We start from the raw sequence: 15,797 nt of genomic DNA on the forward strand, positions 1-15,797 counted from the left end.
GAACGTGTTCTAGTCTGCTGCGATGGCGCCCGACGTGTTCGCCCCCGCGCGGCTGGGCCCGGTCACGCTGCGCAACCGGACGATCAAGGCGGCGACCTTCGAGGGGCGCACGCCGGACGGGCAGGTCACCGACGCGCTCGTCGACTACCACCTCGCGGTGGCCCGCGGCGGCCTCGGGCTGACCACGGTCGCCTACCTCGCGGTCGCACCGGAGGGTCGGACCCACCGTGAGCAGATCGTGGTCGGCCCGGCGACGCAGGCCGGACTGGCCCGGCTGGCCGACGCGGTGCACGCGACCGGCGCCAAGATCGCGGGGCAGGTCGGGCACGCGGGCCCGGTGGCCAACGGCCGGTCGAACGGCGTGCACGCGCTGAGCGCCAGCCGGATGCCGAGCCCGCTGTCGATGCAGCTCGTGCGCTCGGCCAGCGAGGCCGACCTGACCCGCACCACCCGCGCGTACGTCGACACCGCGCGCACGCTGGTGGGCGCCGGCTTCGACGTCCTCGAGCTGCACATGGCCCACAGCTACCTGGTCTCCTCCTTCCTGGCACCGGGGCTGAACCGGCGCAAGGACCGGTGGGGCGGCTCGCTGGAGAACCGCTCGCGCCTGGCCCGGCAGGTCGCCCGCGCGGTCAAGGACGAGGTCGGCGACGAGGTCGCGGTCACGGCGAAGGTGAGCGTGAGCGACGGCTTCCGCGGCGGGGTGAGCACCGACGAGAGCCTCGAGACCACCGCGCTGCTCGAGGCCGACGGCCACCTCGACGCGCTCCAGCTGAGCGGCGGCAGCTCGCTGATGAACCCGATGTACCTCTTCCGGGGCGAGGCCCCGGTCGCCGAGTTCGCCGCCTCGATGCCGCTCCCGGTGCGGCTGGGCATGCGCACGCCGGTGGGCCGGCGCTTCCTCAAGGAGTACGCCTTCCAGGAGGCCTACTTCTGGGACAAGGCCCTGCGCTTCCGCGAGCGGCTGGCCCTGCCGCTGACCCTCCTCGGCGGCATCAACCGCCTGGAGACCATGGAGCGCGCGATGGCGCACGGCTTCGACTTCGTGGCCATGGGCCGCGCCCTGCTCCGTGAGCCCGACCTGGTCGACCAGCTCGCCGCCGGCCGCCGCACCGGCGGCGCCTGCATCCACTGCAACCGCTGCATGCCGACCATCTACTCCGGCACCCGCTGCGTGGTCCTCGACCCGGCCTAGACCCGGTCTGGACGGACGCGGCCCGGACCCGGAAATGCAACGCGTCGTTCACACCTGTCGGCGACACTGGTGACGTGGAGATCCTCAGTCGGCTCGTGCGGGACCGGGACCAGGTCGGTGACCCGGTCGCGGCCATCCGCCGCGCCGACGCGGTGCAGCGCCACGCGGCCGAGCAGGTGGCCGCCGCGCGCGCCGAGTCCGCGATCGCCGTACGGCAGCTGCGGCGGCTCGGCTGGACCTTCCAGGACATCGCGCTGGCCACCGGCCTGACGCCCCGCGAGGTCGGCGACCTGGCCCGCGAGTCCCGACGCCGACTGGCCTAGGGTTCCGCGGAACTAGAACCTGTTCTAGTCTGCGGCGCATGGGTCAGGTCATCCCGGAGAAGCCCCTGCGCGTGGTCGTCTGGTCGACGGGCACCATCGGTCGGCACGCGATCGCGGGCGTCGACGCGCACCCCGACCTCGAGCTGGTCGGCGTGTGGACGAGCACCCCGGCCAAGGACGGCAAGGACGCCGGCGAGCTGGCCGAGATGGGCCGGGAGCTGGGCATCAGGGCGACCACCGACCGCGACGCGCTCCTCGCCCTGGCGCCCGACGCGATCGTGCACACCGCGATGGCCGACGACCGGGTCTTCGAGTGCATCGACGACCTCACGGCGTTCGTGGCGGCCGGGATCAACGTGACCAGCAGCGGGCCGGTGCTGCTGCAGTGGCCCGAGCAGATCCTGCCCCCGGAGATGATCGCGACCATCGAGGACGCCTGCGCGCGCGGCGGGGCGAGCATGCACGTGAACGGGATCGACCCGGGCTTCGCCAACGACGTGCTGCCGCTGGCCATGACCAGCCTGTCGCAGCGCATCGACGAGGTCCGGGTCTTCGAGATCGCCGACTACTCGACCTACTACCAGCCGGTGGTGATGAACGACCTGTTCGGCTTCGGCAAGCCGATGGACGAGGTCGGCATGATCTTCGCGCCGGGGATCCTGTCCATGGCCTGGGGCAGCGTGGTCCGCCAGATCGCGGCCGGGCTGGACCTCACCCTCGACGAGCCGTTGACCGAGGAGGTCGACCGCCGCGAGGCGGAGTGGGACGTGGACAGCGTCAGCGGCGCCGTGCAGCAGGGCACGATGGGCGCCGTCCGCTTCCAGGTCGTCGGCAAGGTCGACGGCACCCCGCGCGTGGTGCTGGAGCACATCACCCGCACCGACCCGGAGCAGGTCCCCGAGTGGGAGAAGCCGCCGGAGGGCGCCGACGGCTGCTACCGGGTGCGCATCACCGGCGAGCCGTTCATGCAGGTCGACTTCACCCACCACGGCGAGCACGGCGACCACAACGTCAGCGGCATGATCACCACCGCCCAGCGCCTGATCAACGCGCTGCCCGCGGTCGTGGCCGCCGAGCCCGGCATCGTCCGCGCCGTCGACCTGCCCCTGGTCACCGGTCGCGGCCTGGTCGCGCGGTGAGCATCCTCGAGCGGTTCGGCATCGAGGGCCAGGTCGCCGTCGTCACCGGCGCGGGTCGCGGGCTCGGGGCCGCCACCGCCGTGGCCCTGGCCGAGGCCGGCGCGGACGTCGTCATCTCCAGCCGCACCGCCGAGCAGCTCGAGGCGGTGGCCCGCCGGATCGAGGGCGCCGGCCGCAGGGCCGTCGTGGTCCCGGCCGACCTCAGCGACCTCGACGCGGTCGCCGGGCTCGCCCGGACGGCGTACGACGAGCTCGGTCGCCTCGACACCGTGGTCAACAACGTCGGCGGCACCTTCCCGCGGGCCTTCCTCGACACCAGCCCGCGGTTCCTCACCGAGGCCTTCAGCTTCAACGTCGCGACCGCCCACGCGCTGACCCGCGCCGCGGTCCCGCTCATGCTGAAGAGTCCCGACGGTCAGCAGTCCGTGGTCACCATCAGCTCGATGATGGGTCGCACCGCCGACCGCGGCTTCGTGGCCTACGGCACGGCCAAGGCCGCGCTGGCGCACTGGACGCGGCTGGCCGCCCAGGACCTCGCGCCCCGGATCCGGGTCAACGGCATCCACGTCGGCTCGATCATGACCAGCGCACTGGAGTACGTCGCGGGCCAGCCCGAGCTCATGGACCAGCTGGAGGGGAAGACCCCGCTCGGCCGGGTCGGCGAGCCGGAGGACATCGCGGCCGGCGTGCTCTACCTCGCCTCCCGGGCCGGGCAGTACGTCACCGGCAAGCTCATCGAGATCGACGGCGGCATCCAGCAGCCCACCCTCGACCTCGGCCTGCCCGACCTCGAGCCCGAGTCGACACGCCCCAGCCCGTAGGCTCGCCCCGATGACCTCGTCAACCACCCCCACGGCGTACGCCGTCTCGCCGGACTCGGGCGAGCACTGGACCGCCGAGGGCGCCTGGCCGGTCGCCGAGGGGATCCACCGGATCCCGCTGCCGCTGCCCATGGACGGGCTCAAGGCCATCAACGTCTACGTGCTCACCACCGACGACGGCCTGGTGCTGGTCGACGGCGGCTGGGCGATCCCCGAGGCCCGCGAGCTGCTCGACCGCTCGCTGCGCTCGATCGGCGCCGGGTTCGGCGACATCCGGCGCTTCCTGGTCACCCACGTGCACCGCGACCACTACACGATGGCGCGGGTCCTCGGCACCGAGCTCGGCGTGGACGTCGCGCTCGGCCGCGGCGAGGAGCCGGCCATGACCGCCCTCAACGCGCTGGACGAGCTGACCGAGAGCCCGTTCGCCCAGCTGCTGCGCACGGCGGGCGCGCACGACCTGGCCGAGGCCTGGAGCACCGACGTCGGCGACGGCCAGCTGCCCGACCCGGCCTGGTGGGACTACCCCGACACCTGGCTCGACGGCGACCACGAGATCCCCGTCGGCCACCGCACCCTCGACGCGGTGCACACCCCCGGCCACACGCCGGGCCACTACGTCTTCGTCGACCGGGCCGGCGAGGTCCTGTTCGCCGGCGACCACGTGCTGCCGACGATCACGCCGTCGATCGGCTTCACCTTCCCGGCCGTGCCCCAGCCGCTCGGCGACTTCATGGCCTCCCTGACCAAGGTCCGCGCGCTGCCGGACCTGCGCATCCTGCCCGCCCACGGCCCGGTCGCGCCGTCCTCGCACGCCCGGGTCGACGCGCTGCTGGCCCACCACGAGGACCGGCTCGACCAGTGCGTGGCCGCGCTCGCCGCCGGAGCGCGCACCTCGGCCGAGGTCGCCGCCCGGCTCGGGTGGACCCGCCACGAGCACCCGTACGACGAGCTCGACGTGTTCAGCCAGGGCATGGCCGCGATGGAGACCAAGGCCCACCTCGAGCTGCTCGTGGCCCGCGGCGTCGCCACCCGGTCGGTCGACGCCGACGGCGTGGTGAGCTTCGCGCTCGCTCAGGCCGGCGAGGCCGGCTGACGCAGCCGCATCGGCACGTGCGGGATGCCGTCCTCGAGGAACATCGCCCCGTCCTCCTCGAAGCCGAAGCTCGCGTACCACCGTGCCAGCGGCTCCTGCGCGTCCAGCACCACGTCGCGCCCGGGGCAGACCTGGAGCGCGGTGTGCAGCAGCGCGTCGGCCATCCCCTTGCCGCGGACGGTGGGGTGCAGCACGACCCGGCCGATGCGCCACTCGTCGACGTCGTCCAGGACCCGCGCGCAGCCGACGACGGCGTGGTCGTCGTCGAGCACGACGTGCCGGGTCTCGGGCTCGAGGTCGCGGCCGTCGAGGTCGGGGTAGGGGCACTGCTGCTCCACGACGAAGACGTCCTGGCGCAGCTTCCACAGGCTGTACGCCGTCAGGGTGTCCAGGGCCGAGAACGGCACCGCGGTGATCCTCACGCGAGGAACTCCTTCGTCGTGCGCCAGGCCCGCGCCGCCTCGGGCACGAACGGCAGCAGCGGGTAGACGTGCAGCAGGTCCGGCGCCTCGATCGACGTGAGGTCCCAGCCGGCCTCGCGGGCGTGGCGGGTGAGCAGCCGGCCGCCGGGGGAGAGCAGGTCGCGGGTGCCGAAGAACATCAGCGCCGGCGGCAGCCCGCTCAGGTCGCCGAGCGCGGGCGAGACCTCGGGGCGGCCGAGGTCCTCGGGCGCGCCGGCCCACCACGCGGCGTACGCGTCGAGCTTGCCCACGAACAGCCACGGGTCGACCGCGTCCAGGCCGTAGGTCTCCGGAGTGCTGGTGGTGAGGTCGACCCACGGGGAGATGAGCAGCAGGCGGCTCGGCTGCGGGCCGCCCCGGTCGCGCAGGCTCAGCGCGACGGCGAGCGCCAGTCCGCCGCCCGCGGAGTCGCCGGCCAGCACGACGTCCTCGCCGGTGGCCAGGTGCCGCTGCACCAGCGCGACCAGCTCCTCGTGGGAGTCGCGCCAGGTGTGCTCGGGGGCGAGCGGGTAGTCGGGCACCACGACGCGCGCGCCGAGGCTCGAGGCCAGCCTGGCGACGTAGCGCACGTGGAAGGGGTCGAGCGGCGCCACGAACCCGCCACCGTGCAGGTGCACGACGGTGCGCGTGGGCGGGCGGCGCCGGTCGCTCACGGTGTACGACGCGAAGCCGGGTGCGAGCTCCTCGCGGACCACGGCGTAGCGGCGGGTGAAGAACGGCACCGCGCTCGTCGGGAGCGCGTGGTCCAGCGTCGCGTGCCACGCCTCGATCCGCCGGCGCTCGGTCTCGACGTCGTCGAGCTCGCGGGAGCGGCGCAGCCGCGGCACGGCGTACGCCAGGAGCTCGTGGCGGCGGCTGGGCACGGGCTGCAATCTGCCACAGGTTTGTCGCCGGTCCGGTGCCGGGAAGGAACACCCACATGGGTTTCGTCGACGAGCTGCAGGGCCTCATCCCCCAGATCACCGAGGCCGCCATCGAGGCCTCGATGCGAGAGGCCGGCTACCGCGAGGGCTCGTGCGCGGAGGGCTCGTTCCGAGGTGCGGCCAACCTGGGCACGCTCGGGCCCGGCGGCGAGGACAACCCGATGGGCTTCGTCCCCATGGACATCAAGGTCACCTACCCCGGCGGGAAGTGGTACCTCTCCCCGCAGTACGCCGAGCAGTGGGTGCCCTTCGAGCAGACCAGCTGGGGCCGGGACGGATGGCACGTCCCGTTCGACGCGACCGTCACCTACCTGTCGTGGGGCAAGAGCATCGACGCCGTGTTCGGCCGGTGGACCTACGTGCCCGAGCCGACCGACATCGAGGGCAAGGTCGACACGCTGCGCGCGGTGGCCAAGCAGCTCAACGCGGGCGGCGCCTTCACCGACGGCAAGGGCGAGGACCAGACCGTGGACGGCGGCAACCTCGTCCTGAACGACTACATCGACTACGTCGACGGCGAGCTCAACCAGTACAACGGCCTGATGATCGACGCCTTCGACGCCAACTACGCGTCGCGGGTGCGGCCGACCCTGACCGGCCAGCACGTCGTGGCCTGCGTGATGGGCACGCTCATCGCCGGTGAGCAGAAGATCTGGGAGGACGCCCAGGAGGACGTGCTCACCCTGGCCCGGGAGGCGCTGAAGGCCTTCAAGGCGGCGCCCGAGCACCACGCGGACTGGGAGGCGGTCTTCAAGGTGGCCGGCGCCGCGCTCGCCGCCGCCGGGCTCTTCGTCACCGGTGGTGCCGGCGCCACGGCCATCGGCGCGGCCAGCACCGTGCTCGGCATCATCGGCACCTTCCAGCAGCCGCCGCCCGACAAGCCCAAGGGCTCGGTCCTCGGCTCCACGTCGGACGCCATCATCGACAGCCTCTGGAAGTCGCGCGACGAGCTGGACAAGGCGGTGACCCAGCAGGAGCAGAGCCTGTCCGACTGCGGCAGCAAGGCCGCGAAGTACTTCGCCGAGCACCCGGAGTACATCGACATCGCCGAGCCCTCGGAGTTCCTGGAGAACAACCGGGGCGAGTACTTCAAGGACGGCGAGAACATCAAGGTGCTGATGCCGCACCTGCGCGAGATCGCGGCCCGCTTCGACCTCATCTCCGAGCTGCAGTCGGCCGCGGCGGGGCAGGCGGACGGTGCCATGGGCGACAGCGTCTGGACGCGCGACGACCGGATCGGGATGAGCGCGACCGGCCACTACGCGGCCTACCAGACGCTGCACGGCGTGCTCGACGGCGCGCTGTCCGGCTCGGCCCGCGAGATGCACAGCGTGGCCGGGCGGCTGGTGCAGGTCTCCCACGACTTCCAGGCCACCGAGGACCAGATCGAGGCCGAGCTCAAGCAGCAGACCAAGCAGGTCCAGCACACCCAGCCGACGTACTGACCCGCCGCTGTCACACCCCGGCGGCGGCCGGTGTCTCGTGGGCATGACCACCACCAGCACGTTCCGCATCCCCCAGGCCGAGGTGACCGGGCTCTACGGCGCCGTGATGCGCCTGTTCGCCAGGTCCAAGCTGGGCGGGGAGTTCCCCGACAACGGCTACGTCTACTTCCACCACAAGCCGGTCCTCAAGGCCGTGATGTCCTTCGAGGGCAAGGTCGCGAAGTGGGACCGGCTCGACCCGCTGCTCAAGTCCTACGCCCAGCTCGTCAGCGCCGGCGTCATCGGCTGCTCGTGGTGCCTGGACTTCGGCTACTTCATGGCCCACAACGACGGCCTCGACCTGGCCAAGGTCCGCGAGGTCCCGCGCTGGCGGGAGTCCTCGGTCTTCACCCCGCTCGAGCGCGACGTCATGGAGTACGCCGAGGCGATGACCCTCACCCCGCCCACCGTCACCGACGCGATGGTCGCCTCGCTGGTCGACCGGCTCGGGTCGCCCGCGGTCGTCGAGCTGACCCAGATGGTGGCGCTGGAGAACATGCGCTCACGCTTCAACTCCGCCGCCGGCCTGCAGAGCCAGGGCTACTCCGACGTCTGCGAGCTCCCGCTCGCCGTACCGTCCCACGGGTGAGCACCGACCTCTTCGTCAGCCACCGCAACCTGCTGTTCACGGTGGCCTACGAGATGCTCGGCTCGGCCGCCGACGCCGAGGACGTCCTCCAGGAGACGTGGCTGCGCTGGAGCGACGTCGACGCGGACGAGGTGCGCGACCCCCGCGCGTACCTCGTCCGCATCACCACCCGCCTCGCCCTCAACCGGATCCGCACCCTCTCCCGGCGCCGCGAGTCCTACGTCGGGCCGTGGCTGCCCGAGCCGCTCCTCACCTCGCCCGACGTGGCCGAGGACGTCGAGCTCGCCGACTCGGTCTCCACCGCCATGCTGCTCGTCCTGGAGACCCTCGGGCCGACCGAGCGCGCGGTCTTCGTGCTGCGCGAGGTCTTCGACCTGCCCTACGAGGAGATCGCGGCCGCCGTCGACAAGACCCCGGCCGCCGTCCGCCAGATCGCCCACCGCGCCCGCAGCCACGTCGACGCCCGCCGCCCCCGCGTGGAGACCGACCGCGCCGAGCGCGACGCCGTCACCCGCCGCTTCATGGCGGCCGTGGCGACCGGCGACCTGCAGGGCCTCATGGACGTCCTCGCCCCCGACGTCGTCCTCATCACCGACGGCGGCGGGATCAAGAAGGCGGCGCTCCGCCCGATCGAGGGCGCCGACAAGGTGCTGCGCTTCCTCACCGCCGTCTTCCCCGACGACGTCGAGGCCCGCGCCGAGCCCGTGCTCGTCAACGGCCACGTCGGCGTGCGGCTGCTCGCCGACGACGTCCTCGACACCGTCGCCACCTGGCGCATCGACGACGGCCTGGTGACCGGGCTCTACTTCGTGCGCAACCCGGCCAAGCTCGGCCGCGTCGACGAGGAGGTCGGGCTCAGCCGCTGAGGTCGCAGAACGAGTGGTGCTCGTGGGCGACCACCCAGCCGCCGTCCTCGCGGCGCAGGCCAAGGGTGAGCCGCAGGCGCCGCTCGGGCACGGCCGCGAGCTCCTCGGGCGTGCCGCACCGCAGCAGCGCCCACACGTAGGCCACGTCCGCGCCGGCCGTGACGTCGAGCTCGACGACCTCGAACACCGCGCCGGAGGCCTGCCAGGCGAAGAACGGCGGCCAGGTCCCGGCGTACGCCGCGAGCCCGCGGACGCCGTCGTGGGGCGGGGGCACGTCGAACATCACGACGTCGTCGGCGTGGTGGGCCAGGACGGCGTCGAGGTCGCCCTCGTGCACGGCGCTCGCCCAGGCGCGGACCAGCTGCTCGATCTCGGCTGCCTCGTGCGTGGTGTCCATGACGGACCGACCGTCCGGGTCGCGCGGAGTCATCGCTAGAGTGGAGGCCACAGACAGGGGGAGCACCGCGACGGTGCTGAGAGTGCGGGTGAGCCGCAGACCCTCCGAACCTGATCCGGTCAGCACCGGCGTAGGGAGTCACACGATGAGGCGCATCCCGGTGTGCGTGGCCGCGGCGGCCGTGCTGCTGACCACCTCCTGCTCGCTCGTGGGCGGGGGTGACGACGACGGCGGCGCGGACGCGAGCCAGCGCGTGGTGCTCGTGACCCACGAGTCGTTCGTGATGAGCAAGGCGCTGCAGCGGCAGTTCGAGGAGGAGAGCGGCTACGACCTGGTCATCAAGGCCTCGGGCGACGGCGGCGCTCTGACCAACAAGCTGGTGCTGACCAAGGACGACCCGACCGGTGACGCCGTGTTCGGGATCGACAACACCTTCGGCTCGCGGGCGGTGGACGAGGGCGTCCTCGCGCCGTACGCCGCGCAGCTGCCGGCGGGCGCGGAGCAGTACGTCCTGCCGGGCGACGACGACCACGACCTCACGCCGATCGACACCGGCAGCGTGTGCGTGAACGTCGACGACACGTGGTTCGCGGCGAAGGGGGTGCCGGAGCCGCAGACGCTCGACGACCTGCTGGACCCGCAGTACGAGGACCTCTTCGTGACGCCGGGTGCGACCACGAGCTCGCCGGGGCTGGCCTTCCTGCTGGCCACCATCGCGAACACGCACGACTGGCCGGCGTACTGGAAGGCCCTGCTGGCCAACGGCGCCAAGATCACCCAGGGCTGGTCGGACGCCTACGAGGTCGACTTCACCCAGGGCGGCGGCGGGGGCGACCGGCCGATCGTGCTGTCCTACGACTCCAGCCCGGCCTTCACCATCGGCGACGACGGGACGAGCACGACCCACGCGCTGCTCGACACCTGCTTCCGCCAGGTCGAGTACGCCGGCGTGCTGGCCGGCGCGGCCAACCCCGAGGGGGCGCAGGCGCTGGTCGACTTCATGCTGACGCGGGAGTTCCAGGAGGCCCTGCCGGACGCGATGTACGTCTTCCCGGTCGACAGCGGCGCGCCGCTGCCGACGGACTGGGCGACGTACGCCGTGCAGCCGCCGGACCCGTTCGGCGTCGACCCGGCCGACATCGCCGCGAACCGCGACGCGTGGCTCCGGGAGTGGAGCGACCTCGTCAGCCAGTGAGGACCACCAGGCTCCTCACGCTCATCGGCCTCGCCCTGGGGCCGGTGCTGGTGCTCGCCGTCTTCTTCGTGCTGCCGGTCAGCGCGATGGTGCACCGCGGCTTCGCCGACGGCCCGGGCGAGGTCCTCGACGTGCTCGGCCGCGACCGGACCCGCCGGGTCGTGTGGTTCACGGTCTGGTCGGCCGGGCTGGCCACGCTGGCGAGCGTGGCGCTCGGCCTGCCGGCGGCGTACGTCCTGCACCGGCTGCGCTTCCCCGGCCGCGACCTGGTCCGTGCGCTGCTGCTGGTGCCGTTCGTGCTGCCGACCGTGGTCGTCGGCGTGGCCTTCCGCCTGCTGGTGCGCGACACCCCGCTGGACGGCAGCCCGATCGCGATCGTCGCCGGGCTGGTCTTCTTCAACGTCGCCGTCGTCATCCGCGCGGTCGGCGCGGCGTGGGAGTCGCTCGACCCGCGGCCCGGCGAGGCGGCCGCCGCGCTCGGCGCGACGCCGGCGCAGGTCCTCCGCACCGTCACGCTGCCCGCCCTGCGCCCGGCCATCGTGAGCGCGGCCAGCGTGGTGTTCCTGTTCTGCGCCACGTCGTACGGCGTGGTGCTGACGCTGGGCGGGCTGCGCTACTCCTCGGTGGAGACCGAGATCTACCTGCTCACCACCCAGCTGCTCGACCTGCCCGCCGCCGCCGCGCTCAGCATCGTGCAGCTGCTGGCCATCACCGCGCTGATCGTCCTCGCCGGCCGGCTGCGCAGCGTGCCGGACCCGACCGTCGCGCGACGGACCGCACGGGCCCGGAGGCCCCGCGGGGTCGACACCGTGCCGGTGGTGGTCACGCTGCTCGCCCTGGCCCTCGTGGCCGCCCCGCTGCTCACCCTGCTGACCGGGTCGCTCCGCGAGGACGGCACCTGGACCCTGGCCAACTTCCGCCGCCTGTCCACGACCGGCGACGGCAGCGCGCTGCTGGTCCCGGCCACCGACGCGCTCACCACCAGCCTGCGCACGGCCGTCGACGCCACCTGGATGTCGCTGCTGCTCGGCGGGCTGATCGCGGTGGTCGTCAGCCGGCGGTCGCTGAGCGCGGGGGAGCGGCGGCTGCGCGGCACCCTGGACGCGTTCTTCATGCTGCCGCTCGGCGTCTCGGCGGTGACCCTCGGCTTCGGCTTCCTGCTCACCCTCGACACCTCCTCGCCGCTGCTCGTGCCGATCGCGCAGGCCCTGGTCGCGTTGCCGCTGGTCGTGCGCACCCTCGTGCCCGTGCTCCAGGGCGTCGACGACCGCCAGCGCCAGGCCGCGGCCTCGCTCGGCGCCGGGCCGCTGCGCGCCTTCTGGACCGTCGACGTCCCCGCCGTGCGCCGACCGCTCCTGGCCGCGGCCGGCTTCGCGTTCGCGGTCAGCCTGGGCGAGTTCGGCGCCACGTCGTTCCTGGCCCGCGACGAGCACCCGACCCTGCCGGTCGTGATCTTCCAGCTCATCGGTCGCCCGGGCAGCGACAACTTCGGCATGGCGCTGGCCGCCTCCGTCGTCCTGGCCGCCGCCACCGCGCTGGTCGTCCTCGTCGTCGACCGCGTCGGCGGCCGCAGCTTCGGGGTGCTCTGATGCTCGCGCTCACCGACGTCGGCGTGGCCTACGACGGCGTGCCCGCCGTCCAGGACGCGAGCCTCGAGCTGCCCGACGGCCAGGTGCTGGCCGTGCTCGGGCCCAGCGGCTGCGGCAAGTCCACGCTGCTGCGCGCGGTGGCCGGCCTGGAGCCGCTCACCTCGGGCCGGGTGGCCTGGGACGGCGAGGACCTGTCCCGCGTGCCGACGCACCGGCGCGGCTTCGCGCTGATGTTCCAGGACGGCCAGCTCTTCGGCCACCTCACCGTGGCCCGCAACGTCGGCTACGCGCTCCGCCTGCGCCGCGCGGCCGGCGCTCGGGAGCGGGTCGAGGAGCTGCTGGCCCTGGTCGGCCTCGAGGGGTACGCCGACCGCCTGCCGGCCACCCTGTCCGGCGGCGAGCGGCAACGGGTCGCCCTGGCCCGCTGCCTCGCCGTACGCCCCCGCCTGCTGCTCCTCGACGAGCCGCTCTCCGCCCTCGACACCGGGCTGCGCCAGCGGCTGGCCACGGACCTGCGGGACGTCCTCACCGCGGAGGGCACGACCGCGCTCATGGTCACCCACGACCACGAGGAGGCCTTCACCGTGGCCGACCGGCTCGCGGTGATGCGGGCCGGGCGGATCGTGCAGCAGGGCGGCATCGACGAGGTCTGGCGCCACCCGGTCGACGCCGAGACCGCGCTGTTCCTCGGCTACGCCCGGGTGCTGCCCGACGGGCGCGCCGTGCGCCGCAGCGCGTTCCGCGTCGACCCCGCGGGCGAGCTCACCGGCACCGTGGTCGAGGCCCGCACCACGCCCGAGCAGGCCCGGCTCGTCGTCGACGTGGACGGCACCGGCCGGGTCGACGCCGTCGCCCCCCTCGGCCAGCCCACCGGACCCGGCCAGGCGGTCCGGCTGACCCTCGACGCCACGCGCACGGCCGTCGTGGGGCGTCCGTGACTCGCGCGACACGCTCCCTACACTGAGCGGGTGTTCCGCCGCGCCTGGGTCCTCATGGTCGTCCTGGCCGTGGGCATGGCGGCCTGGGCGGTCATCGAGGCGCTGGTCCTCGACAAGCGGCTGATCGACCCCGAGGGCAGCTTCCTCGGCCCGTCCTACATCCGGCTGCCGCTGCTCCTGCTCGGCGCCCTGCTGCTCGACCTGCTGCCGCTGACCGTCTACAACTCCTGGAAGCGCCCCCGCGAGATCCCCAGCGTGGTGCGCAACCGGCTGCGCACGCACTGGACCAAGGAGCGCTGGACCCTCGTCGCGCTCGGCATCATCAGCTTCTACGTCGTCTACGTGACCTACCGCAACATCAAGTCGTTCCTGCCGTTCGTCATCTCGACCAAGTACGACCGCGAGCTGCACCTGCTCGACCACGCGCTGCTCTTCGGCCACGACCCGGCCACGCTGCTGCACAGCGTGCTCGGCACCGGCATCGCGGCGTACGTCTTGTCCTTCGTCTACCTGTGGTTCCTGCCGATGGTGCCGCTGGTCGTCACCGCCTGGGTGGTGTGGGCGCGCAACCTGTCCTACGGCTACTGGTTCGTGACCTCGCAGTGCATCGCCTGGACGCTGGGGACCATCTCCTACTACGCGCTGCCCACGCTCGGCCCGGGCTTCCGCTACGTCGCGCTCTACGTCGACCTGCCCGACACCCCGTCCAAGCAGCTCATGGACTCCCTGGACAACACCCGCGACTACGTCGTCACCGGCTCGCTCAGCAACGCCGTGCAGTCCGTGGCCGGCTTCGCCTCGCTGCACTGCGGGATCACCATGCTGGTCGCGCTGATGGTGCAGTACACGATGCGCCACAAGTGGCTCAAGATCGCGGTCTGGGTCAACTTCGGCATCACCGCGATCGCCACGCTCTACTTCGGGTGGCACTACATCGCCGACGACGTCGCCGGCGTGCTCATCGCGCTGGTCAGCTTCTACGTCGGTGGGCTGGCGAGTGGGCAGAAGTTCGAACGCGGCGGGCTGCGCTCGCACCCCACCACGACGACCTCCGCGGTGCCGGTCCTCAAGGACTGAGGCCGGCGTGAGTTTCACCGGCCGGCCGGTGAAACTCACGCTTGGCGTACGGAACTCACGCCCGATCCGGGAGTTTTGTACGCCCCAACGAATGACACCCTTGTCATTCGTCAAGCCGACACGCCGGGGTTCTCGAGAAACTTCGCCGTTCCGGTTGACGTCTCCTGTCACAGCAGTCACGGTTGATGCTCGTGCGCTTGAAGTGACATCTGTGGGAAGTGTGACTGGCGGTGCACGTGCCGAGACCGGCTCGGGGAAGGAGTCGGTCGTGAGCATGCTCAGGAGACCTCACCGTGCGCGCACGGGGCTTTGCTGTGGGAAGTGTGGCGCTGCTGTGCGCCGGAGTGCTGGCGGTGCCGACCGCGCGAGCGGCCGACCCGGACGGGCACGTCACCCAGAAGGACGTCACCCGGGCGCAGGCCGCCGCGGACCGCAAGGCCGCCGACGTCGCGTCGGTGCGGGCCACGCTGGCCCAGGCGCAGCGGCGGCTCGAGGACGCCCAGGTCGGAGCGGCGCGGGCCGGTGAGCGGTTCAACGGCGCGCGGTACGCCGCGCAGCAGGCCGCGGCCGCGTCGGCCACCGCCCAGGCGCAGGCCGCGGACGCGGCGGCCACCCTCGAGCGCCAGCGGTCGGCGTACGCCGACGCGGTGACCTCGGCCTACCAGATGTCGCCGCAGCTCAGCGCCCTCGGAGCGCTCAGCCACGCCGACGGCGTGACCGACGTGCTGGAGAGCAGCGCCGCGCTGCGCAACGCCCAGACCGCCCTGCAGGACCGCTACGACGCCTACGACGAGGCCTCCGACGCCGCCCGCGACACCGAGGCCGACGCCGCCGACGCGCTGGCCGACGCCCAGGCCGCCACCGCGAAGGCCCGCGCGGCCCGCGACGCCGCCCGGGACGCCGCCGACGCCGCGGCCGCCGAGGCCGACCGGTACGCCGACGAGCGCGACCGCCTCCTCGGCCAGCTGGCCGACCTCCAGCACGTCTCGGTCCGGCTGGCCGAGAAGCGCGAGGACCAGCTCGCCGCGGCTGCCGCCGCCCAGGCCGCGGCCGACGCCGCCGCCGCGGCGCAGCAGCAGCAGCAGGAGGAGCAGCAGCAGGAGGAGCAGCAGCAGGTCACGCCGACCCCGACGCCGACCCCCACGCCGACGGTCGACCCGACGCCGACCCCGACCCCCACGGCGACCCCGACCGAGGAGCCGACCCCGACTCCGACCCCGACGAGCACGCCGACCAGCACCCCGACGAGCACCCCGACCACCGAGCCCCCGCCGCCCCCGCCGCCGACCTCGTCCGGCGACGCGGGCGCGGCGATCGCCTTCGCGCGGGCCCAGCTCGGCGAGCCCTACCGCTACGGCGCGTCCGGCCCGAGCTCATGGGACTGCTCGGGGCTGACCATGCGCGCGTGGGAGGCCGGCGGCAAGGCGCTGGCGCACTACTCGGTCGCGCAGTACGAGGACGCCACACCGATCTCGATCGGCGACCTGCAGCCCGGTGACCTGCTGTTCTGGGGCGACGGGAGCCCGAGCTCGATCTACCACGTCGCGCTCTACGTCGGCGACGGGATGATGATCCACGCGCCGCGGCCGGGCCGCAGCGTGGAGGAGGTCTCCATGTACTACTGGATCACCCCGAACTACTTCGCCCGCCCCTGACCCGGCCGCCGCCTGTGCGCCGACTCACGCCCGGCGAGGCGTCGCGGTG

At 73.1% G+C, this 15,797-nt stretch carries 16 protein-coding genes and 1 riboswitch; of the genes, 13 read left to right on the forward strand and 3 right to left on the reverse strand.

The window, feature by feature from the left end:
• The first annotated feature begins 22 nt into the window (after positions 1-22).
• The 5 genes from G5V58_RS24620 to G5V58_RS24640 all read left to right on the forward strand — a co-directional run bounded on the left by G5V58_RS24620 (position 23) and on the right by G5V58_RS24640 (position 4,574).
• Positions 23-1,195 (forward strand): oxidoreductase, encoded by a 1,173-nt coding sequence (locus G5V58_RS24620; RefSeq protein ID WP_165238151.1) that lies wholly within the window; start codon positions 23-25, stop codon positions 1,193-1,195.
• A gap of 74 nt (positions 1,196-1,269) precedes the next feature.
• On the forward strand, positions 1,270-1,518 hold the full coding sequence (locus G5V58_RS24625) for a hypothetical protein (RefSeq protein WP_165238153.1): 249 nt from the start codon (positions 1,270-1,272) through the stop codon (positions 1,516-1,518).
• A gap of 38 nt (positions 1,519-1,556) precedes the next feature.
• Positions 1,557-2,657 (forward strand): NAD(P)H-dependent amine dehydrogenase family protein, encoded by a 1,101-nt coding sequence (locus tag G5V58_RS24630; RefSeq protein WP_165238155.1) that lies wholly within the window; start codon positions 1,557-1,559, stop codon positions 2,655-2,657.
• Positions 2,654-3,478: an SDR family oxidoreductase gene (locus G5V58_RS24635; protein WP_165238157.1), complete on the forward strand. Its 825-nt coding sequence runs from the start codon at positions 2,654-2,656 to the stop codon at positions 3,476-3,478. The genes G5V58_RS24630 and G5V58_RS24635 overlap by 4 nt, the downstream gene beginning before the upstream one ends.
• A 10-nt stretch (positions 3,479-3,488) precedes the next feature.
• Positions 3,489-4,574, forward strand: a complete 1,086-nt coding sequence (locus G5V58_RS24640) for an MBL fold metallo-hydrolase (RefSeq protein WP_165238159.1) — start codon at positions 3,489-3,491, stop codon at positions 4,572-4,574.
• Here the strand turns inward: G5V58_RS24640 and G5V58_RS24645 are convergent.
• Entirely contained in the window at positions 4,553-4,996 is a 444-nt protein-coding gene (locus tag G5V58_RS24645; RefSeq protein WP_165238161.1) for a GNAT family N-acetyltransferase, read from the reverse strand. The genes G5V58_RS24640 and G5V58_RS24645 overlap by 22 nt on opposite strands.
• Complete coding sequence (locus tag G5V58_RS24650; RefSeq protein ID WP_165238163.1) at positions 4,993-5,898, reverse strand: alpha/beta hydrolase; 906 nt, start codon at positions 5,896-5,898, stop codon at positions 4,993-4,995. The genes G5V58_RS24645 and G5V58_RS24650 overlap by 4 nt, the downstream gene beginning before the upstream one ends.
• 56 nt (positions 5,899-5,954) lie before the next feature.
• On the opposite strand from G5V58_RS24650, the gene G5V58_RS24655 reads away from it, so the two are divergent.
• The 3 genes from G5V58_RS24655 to G5V58_RS24665 are packed head-to-tail and all read left to right on the forward strand — an operon-like array spanning position 5,955 to position 8,897.
• Positions 5,955-7,403: a hypothetical protein gene (locus G5V58_RS24655; RefSeq protein WP_165238165.1), complete on the forward strand. Its 1,449-nt coding sequence runs from the start codon at positions 5,955-5,957 to the stop codon at positions 7,401-7,403.
• A 43-nt stretch (positions 7,404-7,446) separates the two neighbouring features.
• The gene (locus G5V58_RS24660; RefSeq protein ID WP_165238166.1) at positions 7,447-8,031 is read left to right on the forward strand and encodes a carboxymuconolactone decarboxylase family protein; all 585 of its coding nucleotides are present in this window, start codon (positions 7,447-7,449) and stop codon (positions 8,029-8,031) included.
• Positions 8,028-8,897 (forward strand): RNA polymerase sigma-70 factor, encoded by an 870-nt coding sequence (locus tag G5V58_RS24665; protein ID WP_407939652.1) that lies wholly within the window; start codon positions 8,028-8,030, stop codon positions 8,895-8,897. The genes G5V58_RS24660 and G5V58_RS24665 overlap by 4 nt, the downstream gene beginning before the upstream one ends.
• Here G5V58_RS24665 and G5V58_RS24670 read toward each other — a convergent pair.
• The gene (locus G5V58_RS24670) at positions 8,887-9,294 is read right to left on the reverse strand and encodes a YybH family protein (protein ID WP_165238173.1); all 408 of its coding nucleotides are present in this window, start codon (positions 9,292-9,294) and stop codon (positions 8,887-8,889) included. The two genes, G5V58_RS24665 and G5V58_RS24670, sit on opposite strands and share 11 nt — an antisense overlap.
• Positions 9,295-9,340: 46 nt before the next feature.
• Positions 9,341-9,447: riboswitch (TPP riboswitch) on the forward strand.
• On the opposite strand from G5V58_RS24670, the gene G5V58_RS24675 reads away from it, so the two are divergent.
• From G5V58_RS24675 to G5V58_RS24695, 5 genes are all read left to right on the forward strand, one after another.
• Positions 9,440-10,489: a thiamine ABC transporter substrate-binding protein gene (locus G5V58_RS24675; RefSeq protein WP_165238175.1), complete on the forward strand. Its 1,050-nt coding sequence runs from the start codon at positions 9,440-9,442 to the stop codon at positions 10,487-10,489. It overlaps the preceding riboswitch by 8 nt.
• Complete coding sequence (locus G5V58_RS24680) at positions 10,486-12,078, forward strand: ABC transporter permease (RefSeq protein ID WP_230486937.1); 1,593 nt, start codon at positions 10,486-10,488, stop codon at positions 12,076-12,078. Before G5V58_RS24675 ends, G5V58_RS24680 begins: the two co-directional genes overlap by 4 nt.
• Complete coding sequence (locus G5V58_RS24685; RefSeq protein WP_165238177.1) at positions 12,078-13,016, forward strand: ABC transporter ATP-binding protein; 939 nt, start codon at positions 12,078-12,080, stop codon at positions 13,014-13,016. The genes G5V58_RS24680 and G5V58_RS24685 overlap by 1 nt, the downstream gene beginning before the upstream one ends.
• Before the next feature lie 30 nt (positions 13,017-13,046).
• Positions 13,047-14,093, forward strand: coding sequence for a phosphatase PAP2 family protein (locus G5V58_RS24690; RefSeq protein ID WP_230486938.1), 1,047 nt, complete (start codon positions 13,047-13,049; stop codon positions 14,091-14,093).
• Between the two features lie 323 nt (positions 14,094-14,416).
• Positions 14,417-15,748, forward strand: coding sequence for a C40 family peptidase (locus tag G5V58_RS24695; RefSeq protein ID WP_165238179.1), 1,332 nt, complete (start codon positions 14,417-14,419; stop codon positions 15,746-15,748).
• Positions 15,749-15,797: the final 49 nt, after the last annotated feature.

The sequence above is a fragment of the Nocardioides anomalus genome, from assembly GCF_011046535.1.
GTDB lineage: Bacteria > Actinomycetota > Actinomycetes > Propionibacteriales > Nocardioidaceae > Nocardioides > Nocardioides anomalus.